Source organism: Nocardia anocheti, from assembly GCF_029675105.1.
Taxonomy (GTDB): Bacteria; Actinomycetota; Actinomycetes; order Mycobacteriales; family Mycobacteriaceae; genus Nocardia.
Genome location: NZ_JAQQFV010000010.1, coordinates 184,718 through 202,096 on the forward strand (window position 1 = coordinate 184,718; position 17,379 = coordinate 202,096).

Consider the following 17,379-nt stretch of genomic DNA (forward strand, 5'->3'; position numbering starts at 1 on the left):
TGCCTTTCTCGGGGGCTTAGGTCGGGAGCGCGGATCGGGTCGTGGCCAGCCGCGCCGCCCACGAGGTGGCACGGCCGAGTTCGCCGGTGCGCAGCGGGCCGGTCATGTCCTCGACGTAGAAGTCGGTCGGGGGCGTCACGAGGTGATAGCCCAGTCGGCGCAGGCGGTTGCCGATGCCCTTGGCGGCCGAGCCGGGGAGCCACGGCGGACGCGCGATCTTGGTGCCGAACGCGGCGGCCAGGCGCGGGGTGGGCAGCGGCAGCGCGGCGTCGAGCCATTCGCGCACGCCGACCTCGACCTCGACCGGGGACTCGGTGCGGCTCGCGGCGTCGCGGCGGGTCGCGGCGCGGCTGAGTCCGAACGCGTGGGTGGGCGCGCCGACGACGAGCAGGTCGACCAGCGGCGCGGGCCGGGTGGCGGCCTCGGCGACCGGGCACATCGTCACCTCGGCATACGGTCGCAGGCCCGCGGCGACGGCCTCGGTGACCACGGCGGTATTGCCGAACATGGATTCGTAGACGATCAGAACGCGCATCATCTTCCTCGATTCGGTGGCGGAAGCTCCCGCGGATGGGTCGAGATCCTGCTCATCACCCTCGCGCGCGGGGCCGGACGGTGGCAGGGGCGAAGGTCCACCCGGCCGAGGACCTTGGCCCCTGACCGGGCGGCCCGGACACGACGATGCTCGAAGACGACGAGGCGATCGTGACGAGGACAGGAGCGATGATGGGCGACAACGAACACGGTGCCCACGAACACCGTTCCCCGATCGTGCTGGCCGCGGTCGACGGGTCATCGAGCTCGTATCAGGCCGCGGCGTGGGCGGCGGCCGAAGCCGCCCTGCATCACCTGCCCCTGCACCTGCTCACCTCCGGCGCGATCCAGACCGGGATCGGGCCGGGGATGTCCCTGGGCGAGGCGGATCTGGAATGGCTGCGCGACGACGCCGAACGCGTCGTCGGGGAAGCCGAACGGGTCGCGCGCGCCGCCGTCGCCGACGAGGACCTCACCATCACCACCGAGGTGAGCTTCGAGCTGGCCGCGCCGCTGCTGATCGAACGATCCCGTGACGTGCGGCTGCTGGTGGTCGGCAGTCGCGGGCTGGGCGCGTTCCAGCGGGGGCTGCTCGGCTCGGTCAGTCGCGCGGTGGCCCAGCACGCCCACTGCCCGGTCGCGGTGATCCACGGCATGGCGGCCATCGATCCGGTCTCGGCGAAGCTGCCGGTGCTCGTCGGTGTCGACGGCAGCGCCCACAGCGTGCCCGCGGTGGAACTGGCCTTCGACGAGGCGTCGCGGCGCAAGGTGGAACTGGTCGCGCTGCACGCGTTCAGCGATTCCTCCGCGTTGGACCTGCCCGCGTTCGGTTGGGAGGTGGGTCGGCAGACGGCCGAGGCGGATCTGGCCGAGACCCTGGCCGGGTACGGCGAGAAGTACCCGGACGTGCCGGTGCGGCGCATCGTCGTCGCCAACCATCCGGTGCGGTCGCTGCTGGACGAATCGATGTCGGCGCAGCTGCTGGTGGTCGGCAGTCGCGGTCGCGGCGGGTTCTCGAGCATGCTGCTCGGGTCGACCAGCAACGCGCTGCTGCATTCGGCGGAGATCCCGACTATCGTCGTGCGCGACCGTCGTTGACGAGACGATCGCGAGCCCCCTGTCGGCTGTTGCCCCTGCGACGACGAGGTGTGAGTGATGACGATCGAGCCACATCCCGACCTCTCCACCGTGCGCGCGGTGTTCGAGCGGGCGGCGCGCGCGCCGTCGCTGCACAACAGTCAGCCGTGGCGATGGCGCTGGGACGGCTCCACCGCCGCGCTGCTGGTGGCCGCCGACCGGCTGCTGCCCGCGACCGACATGTTCAACCGGGAAGGTGTCCTCGCGTGCGGGGTGATGCTGCATCACGCCGACCTCGCCTGGGCGGCGGCGGGCTGGGAACCCCACCTGACCCGCTTTCCCGACCCGTCCGTGCGCGCCCACCTCGCCACGCTCGAACCTCGGCGCCCGCACCCGCCCGGCGAGGCCGAACAGGTCCTCGGCCGGGCCGTCGACGCCCGCTACAGCGACCGGATGCCCATGGACGCGCCCCCGGAGTGGACCACCACGGCGCAGGTCCTGGACTTCCTCGGCGACCGATCCCGCACGAAGGTGATGTCCCTCGACGAGGACGCGGTCGCCGAGCTGGGCCGGATCTCGCAGCTCACGGCACGTCTGCGCCGCTACGATCCGCGCTACGGCACCGAGCTGGCGTGGTGGAGCGCGGGGCCCGAACACGGCGACGCCGGGGTGCCCGCCGACGCCCGACCCTCGGCGGGCGAGCGCGGCCGGGTTCCCGTCGGCCGGGAGTTCCCCGCCGGAACCGCCGCACCCGCCGAGGCCGACGGCGAGGACGCCGCGAAGGTCGTGGTGCTGTGCACCGAGGGCGATACGGCCGCGGAGCTGCTCGACTGCGGATACGCGCTGTCGGCGGTGCTCATCGAGTGCACCGCGCAGGGCCTGTCGACATGCACCGTCTCCCACGTCGTGGAACTCCCCGCCGCGCGAGCGCGACTGGCCGACCTGGTCGGGCACCCCCACCCCCAAGTCCTGGTCCGCATCGGCACCGCCCGCACCCCACCACCCCCACGCACCCCCCGCCTGCCGATCGACCGCATTCTCGAGGTCGACCGATGAACGAACTCCACACCCTCGCCACCGACGGGCGATCCACCGAGTTCACCGCTCGCCCTTGGCCGTTCGGTCCATCGCCTGCCATTCCCGATCCCACTCGGCATCGCGGCGATGTCGGACGGCCCGGTCGGTGAGCAGGACCAGGCCCCACATCGACAGTGCGACACCCGTCGATACCGTCGCCGCCACACCGATGCCGTTCAGGACCGCGGCAGCCGGGGTGCGGGGCGCGTCGGTCACGGCGCCGGAACTGTCGAGCCAGACCGTGATCCGATCGCCCTGCGCGGCGGTGCGTGAGACCGGGACGGTCCGCTCGACCACGCCGTTGGTGCCGTCCCACCGCACCGGCGCCTCCCGGAGATGACCCACGGTGTACACGGGTCGATCCAGGATCACCGCCTCGACCGAGATCGCCTGTGCGCGTTCGGCGCGGATGGCGGCGGCGTCGTCACTGTAGGCGGCGGTGCCCAGTGCCCCGGCGATCGGCACGGCGGCGAGCACCAGTAGCGCGCCGAGCAGCCGGACCGTGGCCGCCAAACGGTCCGGCCAGCGCATCAGCGGGTTGCCGCTGCACGGCAGGCATCGCCACCACCGCCGCACACACACGACCACCGCGTCGGTCCGAAACGTCGACGATGTCATCGCAGCCACCTCTTCCCACCGGAACACGGCTCGCTACCGAGCATCGTCGTATCCACGGTCGGTGGGCAGGGGCGAAAGTCATTGCCGGGGAGGGGAAAGTCCTCGGTCGGGGGTCAGGCCGAGCGGGGGATGGTGGGCAACGCCGGGTGGGGTGGGGGGCGGTGGGTGGTGCGGGGTGGGGTCTGGCCGGATTGGAAGCTGTGGGCGATCATGGCCGAGCGCAGCTGCCACAGGCCGGTCGACTGGCTCGGGTCCAGGCCCGTGAGCTGGGCGACGCGGCGCAGGCGGTAGTCGACGGTGTTGGTGTGGATGTGCAGCAGACGCGCGGTGCGCTGGCGGTTGAGGTTGTTGCCCAGGTGCACTCGCAGCGTCTCGTAGAGGTCGGGGTGGGCTTCCAGGGGGACGAGCAGCTCGCCCAGGCGGGCGCGGCCGGGGCCGGGGCGGGTCAGCTGGTATTCCAGGGCGAGGTCGCCGAAGCGGAACAGGCCGGGTGGGCAGGCGAGTCGCTCGACCATGTCGAGCACCTCGTGGGCGCGTTGGGCCGCGTCGGGGATCTCGGCGGTGACGGCGGGCACCACGGCCGCGGAGATGTCGACGCGGGCGGCCCTGGACAGGTTCTCGATCAGGGTGTCGAGGGCGTCCTCGGCCAGGAGATCGGCGGGGATCAGCAGGGTTCCGCCGTCGACCGACAGCATCGACAGGGCCCGTTCACCGCAGTGCTGAGCCAGCGCGGTCTGCACCCGACGCAGCTTGCGGCGCGCGACGACGGCGCCGTCGAAGCGCGGGTCGTGCTCGTCGGGATGATGCGGCAGCGACACGGCGAGCACGGAATACGCCGGGGCGACATGGATTCCGCACTCGCGCGCCGCGGTTGCGGTCGGACGTCCGGCCAGCAGGGTCGAGACCAGAGTGTGCACGGCGGTGTGGTGTTCGGCGGCGACATCGCGGTGCTCGCGGACGTAGGCGCGGGTCACGGTGGTACACAGCAGGTCCGAGATCCGCATGGCGGTGCGGAAGCCGTCGACGAGGGTGTCGGGGTCGGTCCCGGTGGACGCGTCGTGCACGAGTTCCAGGCTCAGGCGCAGACCCTCGTGGAAGGCGTGCAGGATGGCGTCGACCGGGACGCCCTCGCGGGCCCAGCCCTGCGCGATGACCGAGAGCCGGTCGAGCTTGCCGGAGACGTCCACTCCGTCGAGCAGGCCGCCCGCGATCTCGAGGCACATCCGGGTGACGGAGGTGACGTCGCCGGTGATCGCGTCCCCGGGCAGGGTGCGGCACACGGCGACATTGTCGAGGAAGTGATCGACGAGCTGGCCGGTCAGGGTGTGCACGTCGCGCAGGGGCCGCCACATCGGCGCGCCGTTCAGCTGGATCGTCATCGTTGACTCCTTACTTGCACGCCGCGGGCCGGACGGGCTCGATCGGCGGTTACTGCTCCGGAGGCAACGCGCACTGCTCCGTCGCCGAAGCGGGGGACGCCTCCGGTGTGTTGGTGATCACGACTGTAGGGTGAGCGGCCGCTCACCTTCTACTCTTGTTTCGATCATGTGTCGTCGACCGCGTGTCGAGGCTCTGAGCTGCGCAGATGGTTCCTCTGGGGCTCAGTCGAGAGAATTGGAACGTGCCTTTTGGGAATAGTGCTCAGTTTTCGTTCCGGGCGACGCGGGGTCCACCAGCACCACTCGCCGAGCAACCGCATCGTCGCCGGAACCAGCAGCACGCGCAGCACTGTCGCGTCGATGAGCAGGGCCGCGACCAGGCCGAAGGCGATGTACTTCATCATCAGCAGATCCGAGAGCGCGAACGAGCCGGTGACCAGCAGCAGGATCAGCGCGGCCGCGGTGATGATGCGACCGGTCCGCGCCACCCCGCCGCGGATCGCCACCGTGGTGGACGCTCCCGCCGCCCGAGCTTCGACGATCCGCGAGAGCAGGAACACCTCGTAATCGGTGGACAGCCCGTAGATCACCGACACGATCACCACCAGCACCAGGGCCATGATCGGCTGCGGCGTGAAGCCCAGGGTGGCGGCGCCGTGTCCCTCGACGAAGATCCAGGTGAGGATGCCGAGGGTCGCACCGAGACCGAGCAGGTTCAGCGCGGCCGCCTTCAACGCCAGGACCACCGATCGGAAGGTGAGCGTCAACAGCACGGTGGTGGTGAGGAAGACGAACGCGATCATCAGCGGCAGGCGGGTGATCAACGCGTCGATGCTGTCCTTCTCGATGGCGGGTTGCCCGCCGACCAGCGCGATCGTGCCCGGTGGCAACGGCATCGACCGCAGGTAGTCGACGGTGCGGTCGACATCGGCCGAGGCCGACAGCACGGTCTGACTGGTGAGGACCGTGGGCTGGTCCGGCCAGCGCATCAACTCCGGGAACGGCGCCGCGATCCCGGGCGCTCGGTTGGCGGTGGCCAGCACGGTCCCGGCGGCGCGGGTGTCGACGCTGATCACGACCAGGTCGATCGGGTTGATCTTGCGCAGCGGGAACAGTTCGTCGAAATGCTGCTGGGCCAGGCGGGTCGGGTCGTCCGGGGGCAGGAACCGCTCGTTGATGGACCCGAAGGCCAGGTGCAGGATCGGCGTGGTGAGCAGCAGCAGACCCAGACAGACCGTGCCCGCCACGGCCAGCGGCCTGCGCATCACCGCACCGGCCACCCGGCCCCACAGGTTCGTTCCGGCGTGCTCGCGCTCGGCGCTGCCACGAAACCAGCGGACACCGAGGCGGTCCACCCGGCGACCGAGCACGGCGAGCAGCGCGGGCAGCACGGTGATCGAGGTCAGCGCGGCCACGATGACGGTGATGACGGCACCGAAGGCGAACGAACGTAGGAAACCCTGCGGGAACACGAGAATGCCCGCCGCCGCCACGGCCACGATGACCGCCGAGAACAGCACGGTGCGTCCCGCCGTGGTCACCGCGCGGCGCACCGCCTCGTCGACATCGTGCCCGTCGGCGAGTTCGTCACGGAAACGGCTCAGCACGAACAGCCCGTAGTCGACGGCGAGACCGAGTCCGATCATCGAGACCACCGGCGCGGTGAACGAATTCACCTCGGTGACGGTGGTCAGCAGCCGCAACAGACCCCAGGCGGCCCCGACGGTCAGCCCGCCGACGATCAGCGGCAGCGCGGCGGCCACCACCCCGCCGAAGAACAGGTACAGCAGGATCGCCACCAGCGGAATGGCGATGAGTTCCATGCGGCGCTGATCGTTGGTCATGGTGTCGGTGAGCGCGGCCCCGACCGGTTGCGCCCCGGCGACCTCGACCTCGACGCCGGGAATGGTGAGTTCGGCCGCGACCGCGCGATAGTTGCGCAACTGGGTGGTGGTGTCCTCGCCGCGGACGGCGATCGAGGCGAACGCGTGCGCGCGGTCGGGGGTGCCGAAGACCTCCGGGAGGGTCACGCCGGTAGCGGTGGGCCAGTAGGCGCCGTTGATCCGGGCGATGTGGTCCGGGAAGCGCTGGGGTAGCGCGTCGAGTCCGCGCACGACGGTGGCGGCGAACTCCGGGTCGTCGATGGTGGTGCCCGGTGGGGCGTGGACCAGCAGCAGCACGTCGCTGCTGTGGTCGCGGCCGAAGGCGCGGTCGCGGACCTGGGCCGCGCGCACCGATTCCGAGCCGGGATCGTCCCAGCCCTCGGCGCTCAGCTCCGGGCCTAGACCGACTCCGTACCCGCTCAGTGCGAGCAGCACGGCGCTCACCCCGACGATCACTGTCCAGCGGCGTCGGACCACCACATCGGCCCATCGGGTCAGCTCGGCGAACACGGCTCTCTCCAGTCTGTGCGCGGGCCCGTGCCGTCCGGTGTCCGGTCCGCGCGGGCCGAGGACGAGTCCGACGCACGATACGAGCGGCCACCACGGGAACGGCCGGGAAACGGCAGGACTGCGGCCGATCACAATGTCGGAAGACATTGTTTGTGGTCGGCCATTTCGGGCGCCGAAATCCGTTGTCGAGCGAACTGGGGGCGCTCACAACACTTTCCCGGAATTCCCATCGGAGTTGCCAGTCTCGGCCCGATCCGGTCACCGACGGAACTCTTGCTCTTACGTTGACCGAGATCGGTAGGAATTGCCGGACACCGAAGCTCGAACCCGGAGGAAGTGCGTGTCGGATATTGCCATCGTCGGTATCGGATGTCGGTTTGCGGGCGGAATCGATTCGCCGGAGTCGTTCTGGGACTTCGTCGTCGACAAACGTGACGGCGTCGTCGACATTCCCGCGGACCGGTGGGATTTCCGTCGCTATTACGACCCGGAACCCCGCACCCCCGGCCGCAGTTACACCAAACGCGGCGCGTTCATGACGATCGATCCGTGGGCCTTCGATCCGGATTTCTTCGGTATCTCCCCGCGGGAGGCCACCGTGCTCGATCCGCAGCAGCGGCTGCTGCTCGAGGTCACCTGGGAGGCCCTCGACGACGCGGGGATCGCCGGTGGCGTGGCGGGCGATCCGGTGGGCGTCTACGTCGGCGGGTTCGTGGTCGACCAGTCCGTCGTCGGCGTGGTGGGACCGGCGCTGTTCCACACCGACATGCACACCCCGGCCAGCGCGTCCTACACGATGCTGTCGAACCGGATCGCCTACGCGCTCGACCTCGTCGGCCCGGCGATCACGGTCGACACCGCGTGCTCGTCCTCGCTGGTGGCCTTCCACCTGGCCTGCCAGGCGCTCGACAACGGTGACTGCCGGGTCGCGCTGGCGGGCGGCGTGAACGTGATGCTGCAGCCGGAGACCTTCGTCCTGATGTGCAAGGGCGGGTTCCTGGCCACCGACGGCCGCTGCAAGTCGTTCGACGCCGCCGCCGACGGCTACGGTCGCGGGGAGGGCGCGGGCATGGTGGCGCTGAAGAGACTCGACGACGCGGTTCGCGACGGCGACCGGATCTACGCCGTGGTCAAGGCGACCGGCGCCAACCAGGACGGCCGGACCACCGCGATCACCGTGCCGAATGTGGACTCGCAGGAGGCGCTGGCCCGGTCGGTCTGCGCCCGGTCGGGACTGTCGCCACAGGAGATCACCTACCTCGAGGCGCACGGCACCGGCACCCTCGTCGGCGATCCGGTCGAACTGCGGGCCCTCGGCCGGGTGTTCGGCGCACGCTCCGGGCGCAGCGGCACGATCGGGGTCGGCTCGGTGAAGGCCACCATCGGGCACACCGAAGCCGCCGCCGGGATCGCCAGTGTCATCAAGGCGGCGTTGGCGATCCAGCACCGGACGCTGCCCCCACAGGGCTGGCTCGACACCCCCAACCCCGACATCCCGTTCGACGAACTGGGCGTCCACGTGCAGACCGAGGCACAGGTCCTGCCGGTCGGCGCCGCCCCGATGGCGGTGGCGGTCAACGGATTCGGCTACGGCGGCACCAACGCGCACGCGATCCTGCGGGAACACCGGCCCACCGCACCGGCCGATCCGGCGCCACCCCACCACCTCGGCATCCTGCCCGTCTCCGCGCGCGGCACCGGCGCCGCCCGCGAACTGGCCGGTCGCTACGCCGACGCGCTCAACGCCGGTGCCGATCTCGACCGGCTCGCCGCCGCGGCCTGGACGCGACGGGCCCATCACCCGTTCCGCACCGGTGTCCTGATCGGCGACTCCACCGACGAGGTGGTGCGCGAACTGCGCGATTTCGCGGCGGGCGAGGGCCGCGACGCCGCCCGCACCGTGGTCTCGGCCGTCGCCGAACCGGTCTTCGTCTTCTCGGGCATGGGACCGCAGCACTGGCGGATGGGCCGCGAGCTGCTCGACGCCGGGGGCATCTTCGCCGACACCGCCGAACTCGTCGACGCCGAGTTCCGGGCGCTGTCGGGCTGGTCGATCATCGAGGAACTGCGCCGCCCCGAGCACGAATCCCGCGTCACCAGTACCGAAGTCGCGCAACCGGCGAACTTCCTGGTCCAGGTGGGTCTGGCCCGCGAGCTGGCCGCGCGCGGCATCACCGCCGCGGCCATCATCGGGCACAGTGTCGGTGAGGTGTCGGCGGCCTATGTGAGCGGCATGCTCTCGCTGCCCGAGGCGGTCCGCGTCGCCTATCACCGCTCCCGCCTGCAGGCCACCACCGCGGGCACCGGCGGCATGCTCGCCGTCGGCCTGACCAGGGACAAGGCGCTGGAACTGCTCGGTGACGACGACAGTGTCGACATCGCCGCGATCAACAGTCCCAGCGCCGTCACCCTCTCCGGTGACGAGGACCGCCTCGACGAACTGGCCGAACAGGTCACCGAGGAAGGCGTTTTCGCGCGCAGACTGCGCGTGGAGGTGCCCTATCACAGCCGGTTGATGGCACCGATCGAAGCCGAACTGCGCCGGTGCCTGGACGATCTGGATCCGCAACCACCCACCGTGCCGGTGTACTCGACGGTGACCGGTGAGCAGGTCACCACGGGCGACTGGGACGCGCGGTACTGGTGGTCGAATGTCCGTGAGCCCGTGCGTTTCTTCGACGCCGTCGCGCGCGCCATCGCGGCGGGCAGTCGGGTGTTCCTCGAGGTCGGTCCGCATCCGGTGCTGTCGGCCAATATCCGCGAGGCGCTGCTCGACGCGGATGTCAACGGCACGACCGTCGCCACCCTGGACCGCGAACGGGCCGACGACGTGAGTCTGCGCCGCACCCTGCTCGGCCTGCACGCCGCGGGCGTGCTGGACCGCACCGTCCTGTTCCCGGCGGGTGGTGCCCCCGTCGCGCACGTTCCGCTGCCTCGGTATCCCTGGCAGCGGACCCGCCTGCACGCGCCGCTGCCGCTGTTCGAGCAGGCGCGCCTGGGCACCCCCGACGGCTACCCGATGCTCGGTGACCCCGATCTCGAGGGTCGGTCGCAGTGGCTGCTCCAGGTCGGGGCGGCGCTGCTGCCGTGGTTGGCCGACCACGTCGTCAACGGGGTGAAGATCATGCCCGGCGCGGCCTATCTCGACGCCGCGCTCAGCGCCACCGCGGTGCGGACCGGATCGAAACAGGTCGCGCTGGAACAGGTCCGCTTCGTCGCCCCGCTCATCATGGGCGCGCCCGACGTGCCGCTGGTGTCGGTGAGCGTTGAGGAGGCCAGCGGTCGGTTCCTGATCCGCTCGCGCAGCGCCACCGGCACGGCGTGGACGGTGCACGCCTCGGGCCGCACGCTGACCGGCAGTCACGAACAGCGGCGCGGGGTGGTCCCCGAGGTGGAGGTGGGTGTCGACGTCGACCCCGAGATGTTCTACGCGGGCCTGGCCTCGGCCGGTCTGCAGTACGGTCCGAGCTTCCGGCGGGTGACCTCGGTGCGGGTCGGCAAGGACGTCGTCGTGGCCACGGTCGACGGGAGTATCGCCGCCGCGTCCGGCCATCCGGCGCACCCGGCGGTGGTCGACGCGGCCATGCAGTGCGCGGCCATGCTCTTCGCCGACGAGCGCATCAACGAAGGCGTCATGGTGCCGGTCGGGGTGTCGGCGGTGCGGCTGCTCGCCGAGATCCCCGAGGAGGTGACCGTGGTGGCGCGGCGGGACCCGCGCGCCCGGCTGCGCGCCGATGTCGACCTGCTCGACGCCGACCGCAATCTGATCGTGCGCCTGAGCGGGCTGCAGATCGGCGCGCTCAAGCCCGGCGACGACCCGCTGCACCGGATGGCCGACTTCTACTACGCGGACACGATGGAGGAACGGGCGCCGATCGACCCGGCGACACTGCCCTCCGCGCCCGCCTCGATGCTGATCGTCGAACTGGGGGACACCCGTCGCAGCACCGAACTCGCCGCCGCGATCCCGTCCGCGCAGGTCTATGTCGCCCATCCCGAGGACCCGAATCTCGAACAGGGACTGGGGATCCGGTTGCGTGCGGCGTCGACCGAACCCACCGAGCGGTTGCACGTGTGTGTCGTGATCGGGGACGTGACCGACGATCTGGCGTTCCTGTGGGCGCTCAAACGGATCGCGGTCGCGGTGGCCGAACACGCCGACCCGCACGAGGACGATCGGGGCCCGCGGTCGGTCTTCGGTGACGGCACGACGCACTGCACCCTGGTCACCGAACGCGCCTTCACCCTGCCCGATTCCACCGTCGCCCCCGACCCGCGTCACGCCGCCCTGGCCGGTGCGCGTCGCGTGCTGCTCAACGAGCAGACCTCGCTGCGCTGGCGCCTGGTCGACATCGAACCCACCACCCCGGCCACGGACCTGCTCGCCGAACTCGCGGTACCCGGCGCGTTCTCGCACGACAACTGCGACGAGATCGTGCTGCGCGGCGGCACCCGCTGGGCGCCGGTGGTGACCAAGCCGCTGCCCGATCGCCTCGACGCGCTCGACACCGCCGCGCCGCTCACCGACCCGGAAGCCGACTTCGGCCTCGACATCCCGCGCACCCGACTGCTCTCGCAGCTGGCCTGGCGGCAGTGCCCGCGCCAGGAACCCGGGCCCGGCGAGGTCGAGCTGCGGATGCACGTGATCGGACTGAACTACAAGGACCCGCTCAAGATCATCGGCCTGCTCGGCGAACGCGAGCTCGCCCCCACCTATTTCGGCACGGTGCCGGGCATGGAGGGGGTCGGCACCGTGGTGCGGGTCGGCGACGGGGTCGACGACGTCGCGGTCGGTGATCTGGTCGCGGTGGCGTCGAAGGGGATGATGCGCCGGTTCGCGGTGGTCGACCGGCAGCTGGTGGTGGTGCTGCCCGCGGGCACCGATCCCGGATACTGCACCAGCACCATCGCTTTCGGCACGGCCGAGTACGCGCTGCGCGATCTGGCCCGCCTCGAACCCGGGGAGACGGTGTTGATCCACGGCGCCGCGGGCGGTGTCGGCACGGCGGCGATCCAGGTCGCGAAGGCGATCGGCGCCCGCATCATCGGGGCCGCGAGCACGCCGGAACGGCGCGCGCACGTGCTGACCTCGGGCGCCGATCACGCGGTGAACTCGCGTTCGCTCGACTTCGTCGACGACGTGCTCGCCCTCACCGACGGTCGCGGCGCGGATGTGATCGTCAGCAGCGCGCCGGGGGAGATCCTGCGCCAGAACTTCAACGCCGCGGCCGAATTCGGGCGCATCGTCGAGGTCGGCAAGGCCGACATCTACACCGGCGGACTGCTCGAACTCGCCGGATTCGACAAGAATCTGTCCTACTTCTCGATGGATCTCGACCGGCTGGTCGCGGTGGATCCGCGTCGACTGGCCAGGTTGCTCGAGCGGGTGTTCGAGAAGGTCTCCGACGGGACCTATCAGCCGCTGCCGTATCAGATGTTCGACACCGACGACGTGAGCAGGGCCTTCGAGGAAACCTTGCGCTCGACCCGGCCCGCCCGCATCGCCCTGCGCATCGACGCACCCGTGCCCTCGGTCCGCCCCCACCTGCCCACCCTCGACATCGACGACAGCGCCACCTATCTGATCACCGGTGGCTTCGGCGGCTTCGGTCTCGCGATCGGCCGCTGGCTCACGCTGCGCGGCGCGCGTCGACTGGTGCTGCTCGGACGGCGCGGGGCCACCACCGCGCAGGCCCGACGACAGATCGAGGCGTGGCGCACCATGGGCGTGGAGATCGTCGAGGAACTCGCCGACGTCACCGATGCCGAGGCCGTCGCGGCCGTGGTGGCCCGCGCGCACACCGCCGGGTACCCGCTGCGCGGGGTGTTCCACACCGCGGGCGCCGTGGCCGACAATCGGCTCGACAGAATGGCATTCGACGAACTCGACCGGGTGTACCGCCCCAAGGTGCACGGCGCGCTGGTCGTGCACGACGCGGTCGCCGCGGCGGGCATCGACCTGGACATGTTCGTGCTGTGCTCCTCCGGCGGGTCGATGTACGGCATCTACGGTCAGTACAACTACTGCGCGGCCAATGTCGCCGTGGAGGCGCTGGCCGAGCGGTGGGCGCGCGCCGGGGAGCGGGCGCTGTGCGTCGGCTGGGGACATCTGTCCGGCGCCACCGGCGGCATGGCCGCCGACGAGACCGCCGAGAAGTACCTCGATCTCGTCGGTTTCGGGCCGATCGACATGGCCGACGCGACCGCCTACCTGGAGCAGACCCTGCGCCTGGGCGCCACCCGCGCCGCGATCATCCCGACCGACTGGGCCAAGCTCACCGGCACCTTCCCCCAGTTGGCTCGCACCGGCCGCACCATCGCGCTGGCCCAGGCCTCGGCCAAGGACACCTCGGAGCTGGCCCAGCTGCGTGAGGAACTGGCCGCCATGGAGGAGAACAAGCGCGGGCCGTTCATCGCCCGCAAGATGGCCGAGGAACTGGCCGTGGTGATGGGGGTGGCGGTCGAGACGATCGACATGACGGTCCCCGTCCCCGAACTGGGCCTCGATTCGCTGATGGCGGTGGAACTGGGCGCCCGCGTCACCAAGACCCTCGGCATCGACCTGATGTCGCTGCAGATGGGGCGCTCGTTCAGCCTGGAACAGGCGGGTCCGAAGGTCGCCGAACTGGTGCTGGCCGCCGAACCCACTGTCGCGCCACCCCTTCCGGAGCCGGGCGCGGCGCTGCCGGAGACCGCCCCCGACGACCGGACCCTGGTCGGGTCGCGGTGATGTCCCAGGAAACGAGGTAGTCGACGTGGTCGATTTCGGATTGATCGACGAATGGGCACCGCCGCCGGGCAGGCTGGTCACCTGGACCGCGTCAGCGGACTCGGTGCGGGCCGCCGCGCGGGCGCCGGTGCATCCCGCGCCGCCGTCACTGCAGCAGCAACAGTATCTGCGCCAGGCCGCGCGGCACTCCGGCGCGGACTTCCGCTTCTCGGGGCTGCTGCTGGTGACCGCCCGGATTCCCACCGGCGACCTCGACCGCGAGGTCATGACCGCCGTCATCAACGAGTTCCTGCTGCGCCACGACACCTTTCGCACCTGGTTCGACCTCCAGGACGGCGAGTTGCGCAGACACCTGGTGCCCGAGGAGGCGGTGGAGTTCGTTCCCGGCGAATACGGCTGGATCGACGAACCCGACGCGATCCGCCGCCACGTGGAGAAGACGACCCCCGGCCCGTTCCAGTGGGACTGCTTCACCTTCGGTGCCATCGAACACGGTGACGCGACCACGGTCTACCTCGCGGTCGACCACCTGCACAGCGACGGTCTGGGGCAGTATCTGTCGGCCTCGGACTTCGTCCAGATGTACGCCGCACGGGCCTGGGGCGCCCCGCCGCTGCCCCCCGCGGCGAGCTACCTGGACTACTGCGTCGCCGAGCGGGCCCACAGCGACCAACTCACCCTCGCCTCGCCGGGCGTCAAACGCTGGCTGGCCCTGCTCGGCGGCAACGACAACCGCCTGCCCGCCTTCCCTCTCGACCTGGGCAAACACGCCGACGGCTACACGCGCAGCGCGCACCGCACCATCGAACTGCTCGACACCGCGAACGGGCAGCGGTTCGAACGAGCCTGCCGCGCGGCGGGCGCGGAATTCACCGGCGGCGTGTTCGCGGCGGCGGCCATGGCCGAACGGGAACTCACCGGCGGCGACTACTACTTCGGGATGACCCCGATCAGCACACGGGCCAGCGCCGCCCAGAACGCGTCGGTGGGCTGGTATGTCACCCTGGTGCCGGTGGCGTTCCCGCTCGGACACCGCACCACCGTGGCGCGCGCGGTGGCGATGGCGCAGCGCGCCTATGAGACCGGGCTGCTGTTGGCACCCACCTCCTTCCATCGGGTGCTGGAACTGCTGCCCGCCGACTCCGAGATCCAGGTCGAGCCCGGCTGGGTGACGCCGATGATCTCGTTCATCGACGCCAGGGATTTCGTCGGTCACGAGTTCTTCGACGACATCACCGCGGGCGTGTATGCCAACCGGGCCTCCTCCGAGGAGGTGCTGATGTGGATCAACCGGCTGCCCACCGCGACCACGCTGAGTGTCATCTATCCCGACACCGAGATCGCCCACGACTCGGTGGGCCGCTATCTCGCGGCGCTGCGCTCGATGTTCCACACCATCGCCGCGTCCGGTGACCCGAGCCGAGAGCAGGAACCGCAGTGATCCCCGTGTTTCGCGACCCGTTCATCCCCGACGGCGAGAAATCCACCTACACCGTGGGAGTGGAGGGGAAAGCCCAGGATGTCGAACTGGTCCATGTCGTCGCGCGTGAACGCGGCGGCTACCGCACCACCCTCGACGCGCGCCTGGACAGCGGCCGCCCCACCGTCCCCGACCTCACGATGAGCATCGAGCAGCGGTTCAGCCGCGCGGGCGGACGCCTGCTCGCCGAGCACTACCGGGCCGAGACCCGCTCGGGTTCGGCGATGGTCTCGCGCGAGGAAGCCAACTTCACCGACACCGTGCACCTGCAACTCGGCGCGGGCCCGGCACCGTTCCCCCTCAACCTCATGCCCATCGCCGGTGGCCTGACCCTGCTGCGCGGCCTCGACTTCACCGCGGGCGCGGTGGAGACCCTGGACGTCTGGCTGGCCTTCTCGGTGCACTGGCCGCTGCTCGTGCGGGTCGAGAAGGAGACCACCATCGAGGTCCCCGCGGGCACCGTGCCCTGCTGGCAGGTCCGCATGCGCCCGGGCTTCGCCCAGGTGAACTCCCTGCTGGACAAGATCATCGGCGGCCTCCTCCCACCCTTCGTCGCCCACTTCGAAACCACCCCACCCCACCGCCTGATCCGCATGAGCTTCCCCACCCAACTCTCCCTGTCCTCACCCAGAGCAGTGTTGGAACTGACGGCCTGACCGACCGCGCCTGGTTCACGACCCGGCTGGATCGACCCATCGGAAAGTGTTGTCGCGCAAGGGCAGGCGATCCACGTCGACGCGATCGAGAGTCATCGTCACCGCGTGACCATCGATGGTGCCGTCTAGCGTCAGCCGGTCGGCACCCGGGCTCCGGAAGGTGAAGCTCGCCAGCGGATCCCGCCGGGTCCCACGCGACGGGTACAGGTCGATGCGGTGCGTGGCGGCATCGATCGTGGCCCGCACGTCGACGAGTCGGTCGTCCATGCGCTGGTAGGTGGCCCAGTCGGGCTCATCGAAAACCAGCCTGCGCCAGCGGGTCCGGTCGGTGGTCGACGGCACGACATCGACACCGTCACGAACGAATGTCGTGACGGTCCAGATGCCGTAGACCGGCGATCGCGGCGGATGCTGCTCACGCCAGTAGTCGACGCTCAACGGCAGGAACGCCGTCGCCATCCAGATCCCCAGCAGGATCTGCGCAGCGGCGGCGATGCGTCGGGATCGCCGGGTGTGGAACGGGTACGGAGCGGTCGACGCGCCGACCGGCCGGTCGAGGAACAGCACGGCCACCAGCCGCCGGGCCTCCGGTGCCAGCAGGAGCAGCGACATCAGTAGCAGATGCCCGGACAGAGTCCGCACGTGCACGCCGAAACACAGGTCGAGCACGAGAACCAGGGACATGTCGACCGCCGCCAGGAGCGCACCGGCCGTCCTGGTCCTGGGAACGAACAACAGGATCGCGGCCAGCACCTCGGCGGCGCCGAGCAGCATCTGATAGGGCGGTGAGACGCCGACCTGATACCAGAGCACGTCCAACGGGGTGAGGTCCCCGTACGGCGTGAGCAACGCGCTCAACGGCGGCGCGGGCATCTGGGTCGGAATCAGTTTGGCCAGCCCGTAGTTCATCAGCGATCCCGCGACGCACAGCCGAATGAACACGAAGAACCAGCCCGCCAACCGTCGGTATTCCCGCCGCCGGTCCAGCAGCGTCCACACCACGGTCCCCACGACGGCGACCACCAGCACGCAGAACAGCAGCAGCCACACGATGAGGTGATCCCGGCCGCCGGTCGTCACCACCGGAACCTCGGCGCTGCCGAACACCCGCTGTCCCACCCCCTCGAGGAACGGCTGCAGCAGGTGCAGCTGCCACGTCGAAGGCCAGTCGGGAGCGAGCCACCCCGCGAGATCGGTGACCAACTGTGGGTACAGCAGGCAATACAGTCCGAAGTACAAGAAACAGAACCGGAATGCGAGGCGGGTGAACGGATTCCAGGATGTCGGCGGATCCGCGACGGGGCGGGCGGGCGTTTCGGTGCCTCGGCCTGTCGGTGGGCCGGGCGGGAGCGTCGCGGGCGGGTCCAGATCTGCCGTCGACTCGCACAGGGGCGGCATCGGCCTGCTGCTCGTGCGGGGCATCATCGTTTCACCT

At 70.4% G+C, this 17,379-nt stretch carries 10 protein-coding genes; 5 read left to right on the forward strand and 5 right to left on the reverse strand.

What is annotated here, in order from left to right; genetic code table 11:
* Nucleotides 1-16: 16 nt before the first annotated feature.
* A complete protein-coding gene (locus QC180_RS25570) occupies nt 17-538 on the reverse strand; it encodes a hypothetical protein (protein ID WP_278265363.1) in 522 nt (173 codons plus the stop codon).
* A gap of 167 nt (nt 539-705) precedes the next feature.
* Between QC180_RS25570 and QC180_RS25575 the strand changes: the two genes are divergently transcribed.
* Nucleotides 706-1,632, forward strand: coding sequence for a universal stress protein (locus tag QC180_RS25575; RefSeq protein ID WP_278265364.1), 927 nt, complete (start codon nt 706-708; stop codon nt 1,630-1,632).
* Between the two features lie 57 nt (nt 1,633-1,689).
* Entirely contained in the window at nt 1,690-2,667 is a 978-nt protein-coding gene (locus QC180_RS25580) for an Acg family FMN-binding oxidoreductase (protein ID WP_278265365.1), read from the forward strand.
* A 42-nt stretch (nt 2,668-2,709) separates the two neighbouring features.
* Here the strand turns inward: QC180_RS25580 and QC180_RS25585 are convergent, their stop codons facing one another.
* The 3 genes from QC180_RS25585 to QC180_RS25595 all read right to left on the reverse strand — a co-directional run bounded on the left by QC180_RS25585 (nt 2,710) and on the right by QC180_RS25595 (nt 7,078).
* On the reverse strand, nt 2,710-3,306 hold the full coding sequence (locus tag QC180_RS25585) for an Rv1733c family protein (RefSeq protein ID WP_278265366.1): 597 nt from the start codon (nt 3,304-3,306) through the stop codon (nt 2,710-2,712).
* A 113-nt stretch (nt 3,307-3,419) separates the two neighbouring features.
* Entirely contained in the window at nt 3,420-4,685 is a 1,266-nt protein-coding gene (locus QC180_RS25590) for a PucR family transcriptional regulator (protein ID WP_278265367.1), read from the reverse strand.
* 164 nt (nt 4,686-4,849) lie between these two features.
* The gene (locus QC180_RS25595; protein ID WP_278265368.1) at nt 4,850-7,078 is read right to left on the reverse strand and encodes an MMPL family transporter; all 2,229 of its coding nucleotides are present in this window, start codon (nt 7,076-7,078) and stop codon (nt 4,850-4,852) included.
* A 340-nt stretch (nt 7,079-7,418) separates the two neighbouring features.
* On the opposite strand from QC180_RS25595, the gene QC180_RS25600 reads away from it, so the two are divergent.
* Genes QC180_RS25600 through QC180_RS25610 form a run of 3 tightly spaced genes read left to right on the forward strand, consistent with a single transcriptional unit; the run spans nt 7,419 to nt 15,944 of the window.
* Nucleotides 7,419-13,808 carry a type I polyketide synthase gene (locus QC180_RS25600; RefSeq protein WP_278265369.1) on the forward strand — a complete coding sequence of 2,130 codons (6,390 nt, stop codon included), beginning with the start codon at nt 7,419-7,421 and terminating at the stop codon, nt 13,806-13,808.
* Nucleotides 13,809-13,833: 25 nt separating this feature from the next.
* On the forward strand, nt 13,834-15,249 hold the full coding sequence (locus QC180_RS25605; RefSeq protein WP_278265370.1) for a condensation domain-containing protein: 1,416 nt from the start codon (nt 13,834-13,836) through the stop codon (nt 15,247-15,249).
* A complete protein-coding gene (locus QC180_RS25610) occupies nt 15,246-15,944 on the forward strand; it encodes a DUF3108 domain-containing protein (protein WP_278265371.1) in 699 nt (232 codons plus the stop codon). Before QC180_RS25605 ends, QC180_RS25610 begins: the two co-directional genes overlap by 4 nt.
* A 15-nt stretch (nt 15,945-15,959) precedes the next feature.
* On the opposite strand, the gene QC180_RS25615 is transcribed toward QC180_RS25610, so the two are convergent.
* Nucleotides 15,960-17,183, reverse strand: coding sequence for a DoxX family protein (locus QC180_RS25615; RefSeq protein WP_278265372.1), 1,224 nt, complete (start codon nt 17,181-17,183; stop codon nt 15,960-15,962).
* Between the last annotated feature and the right edge of the window lie 196 nt (nt 17,184-17,379).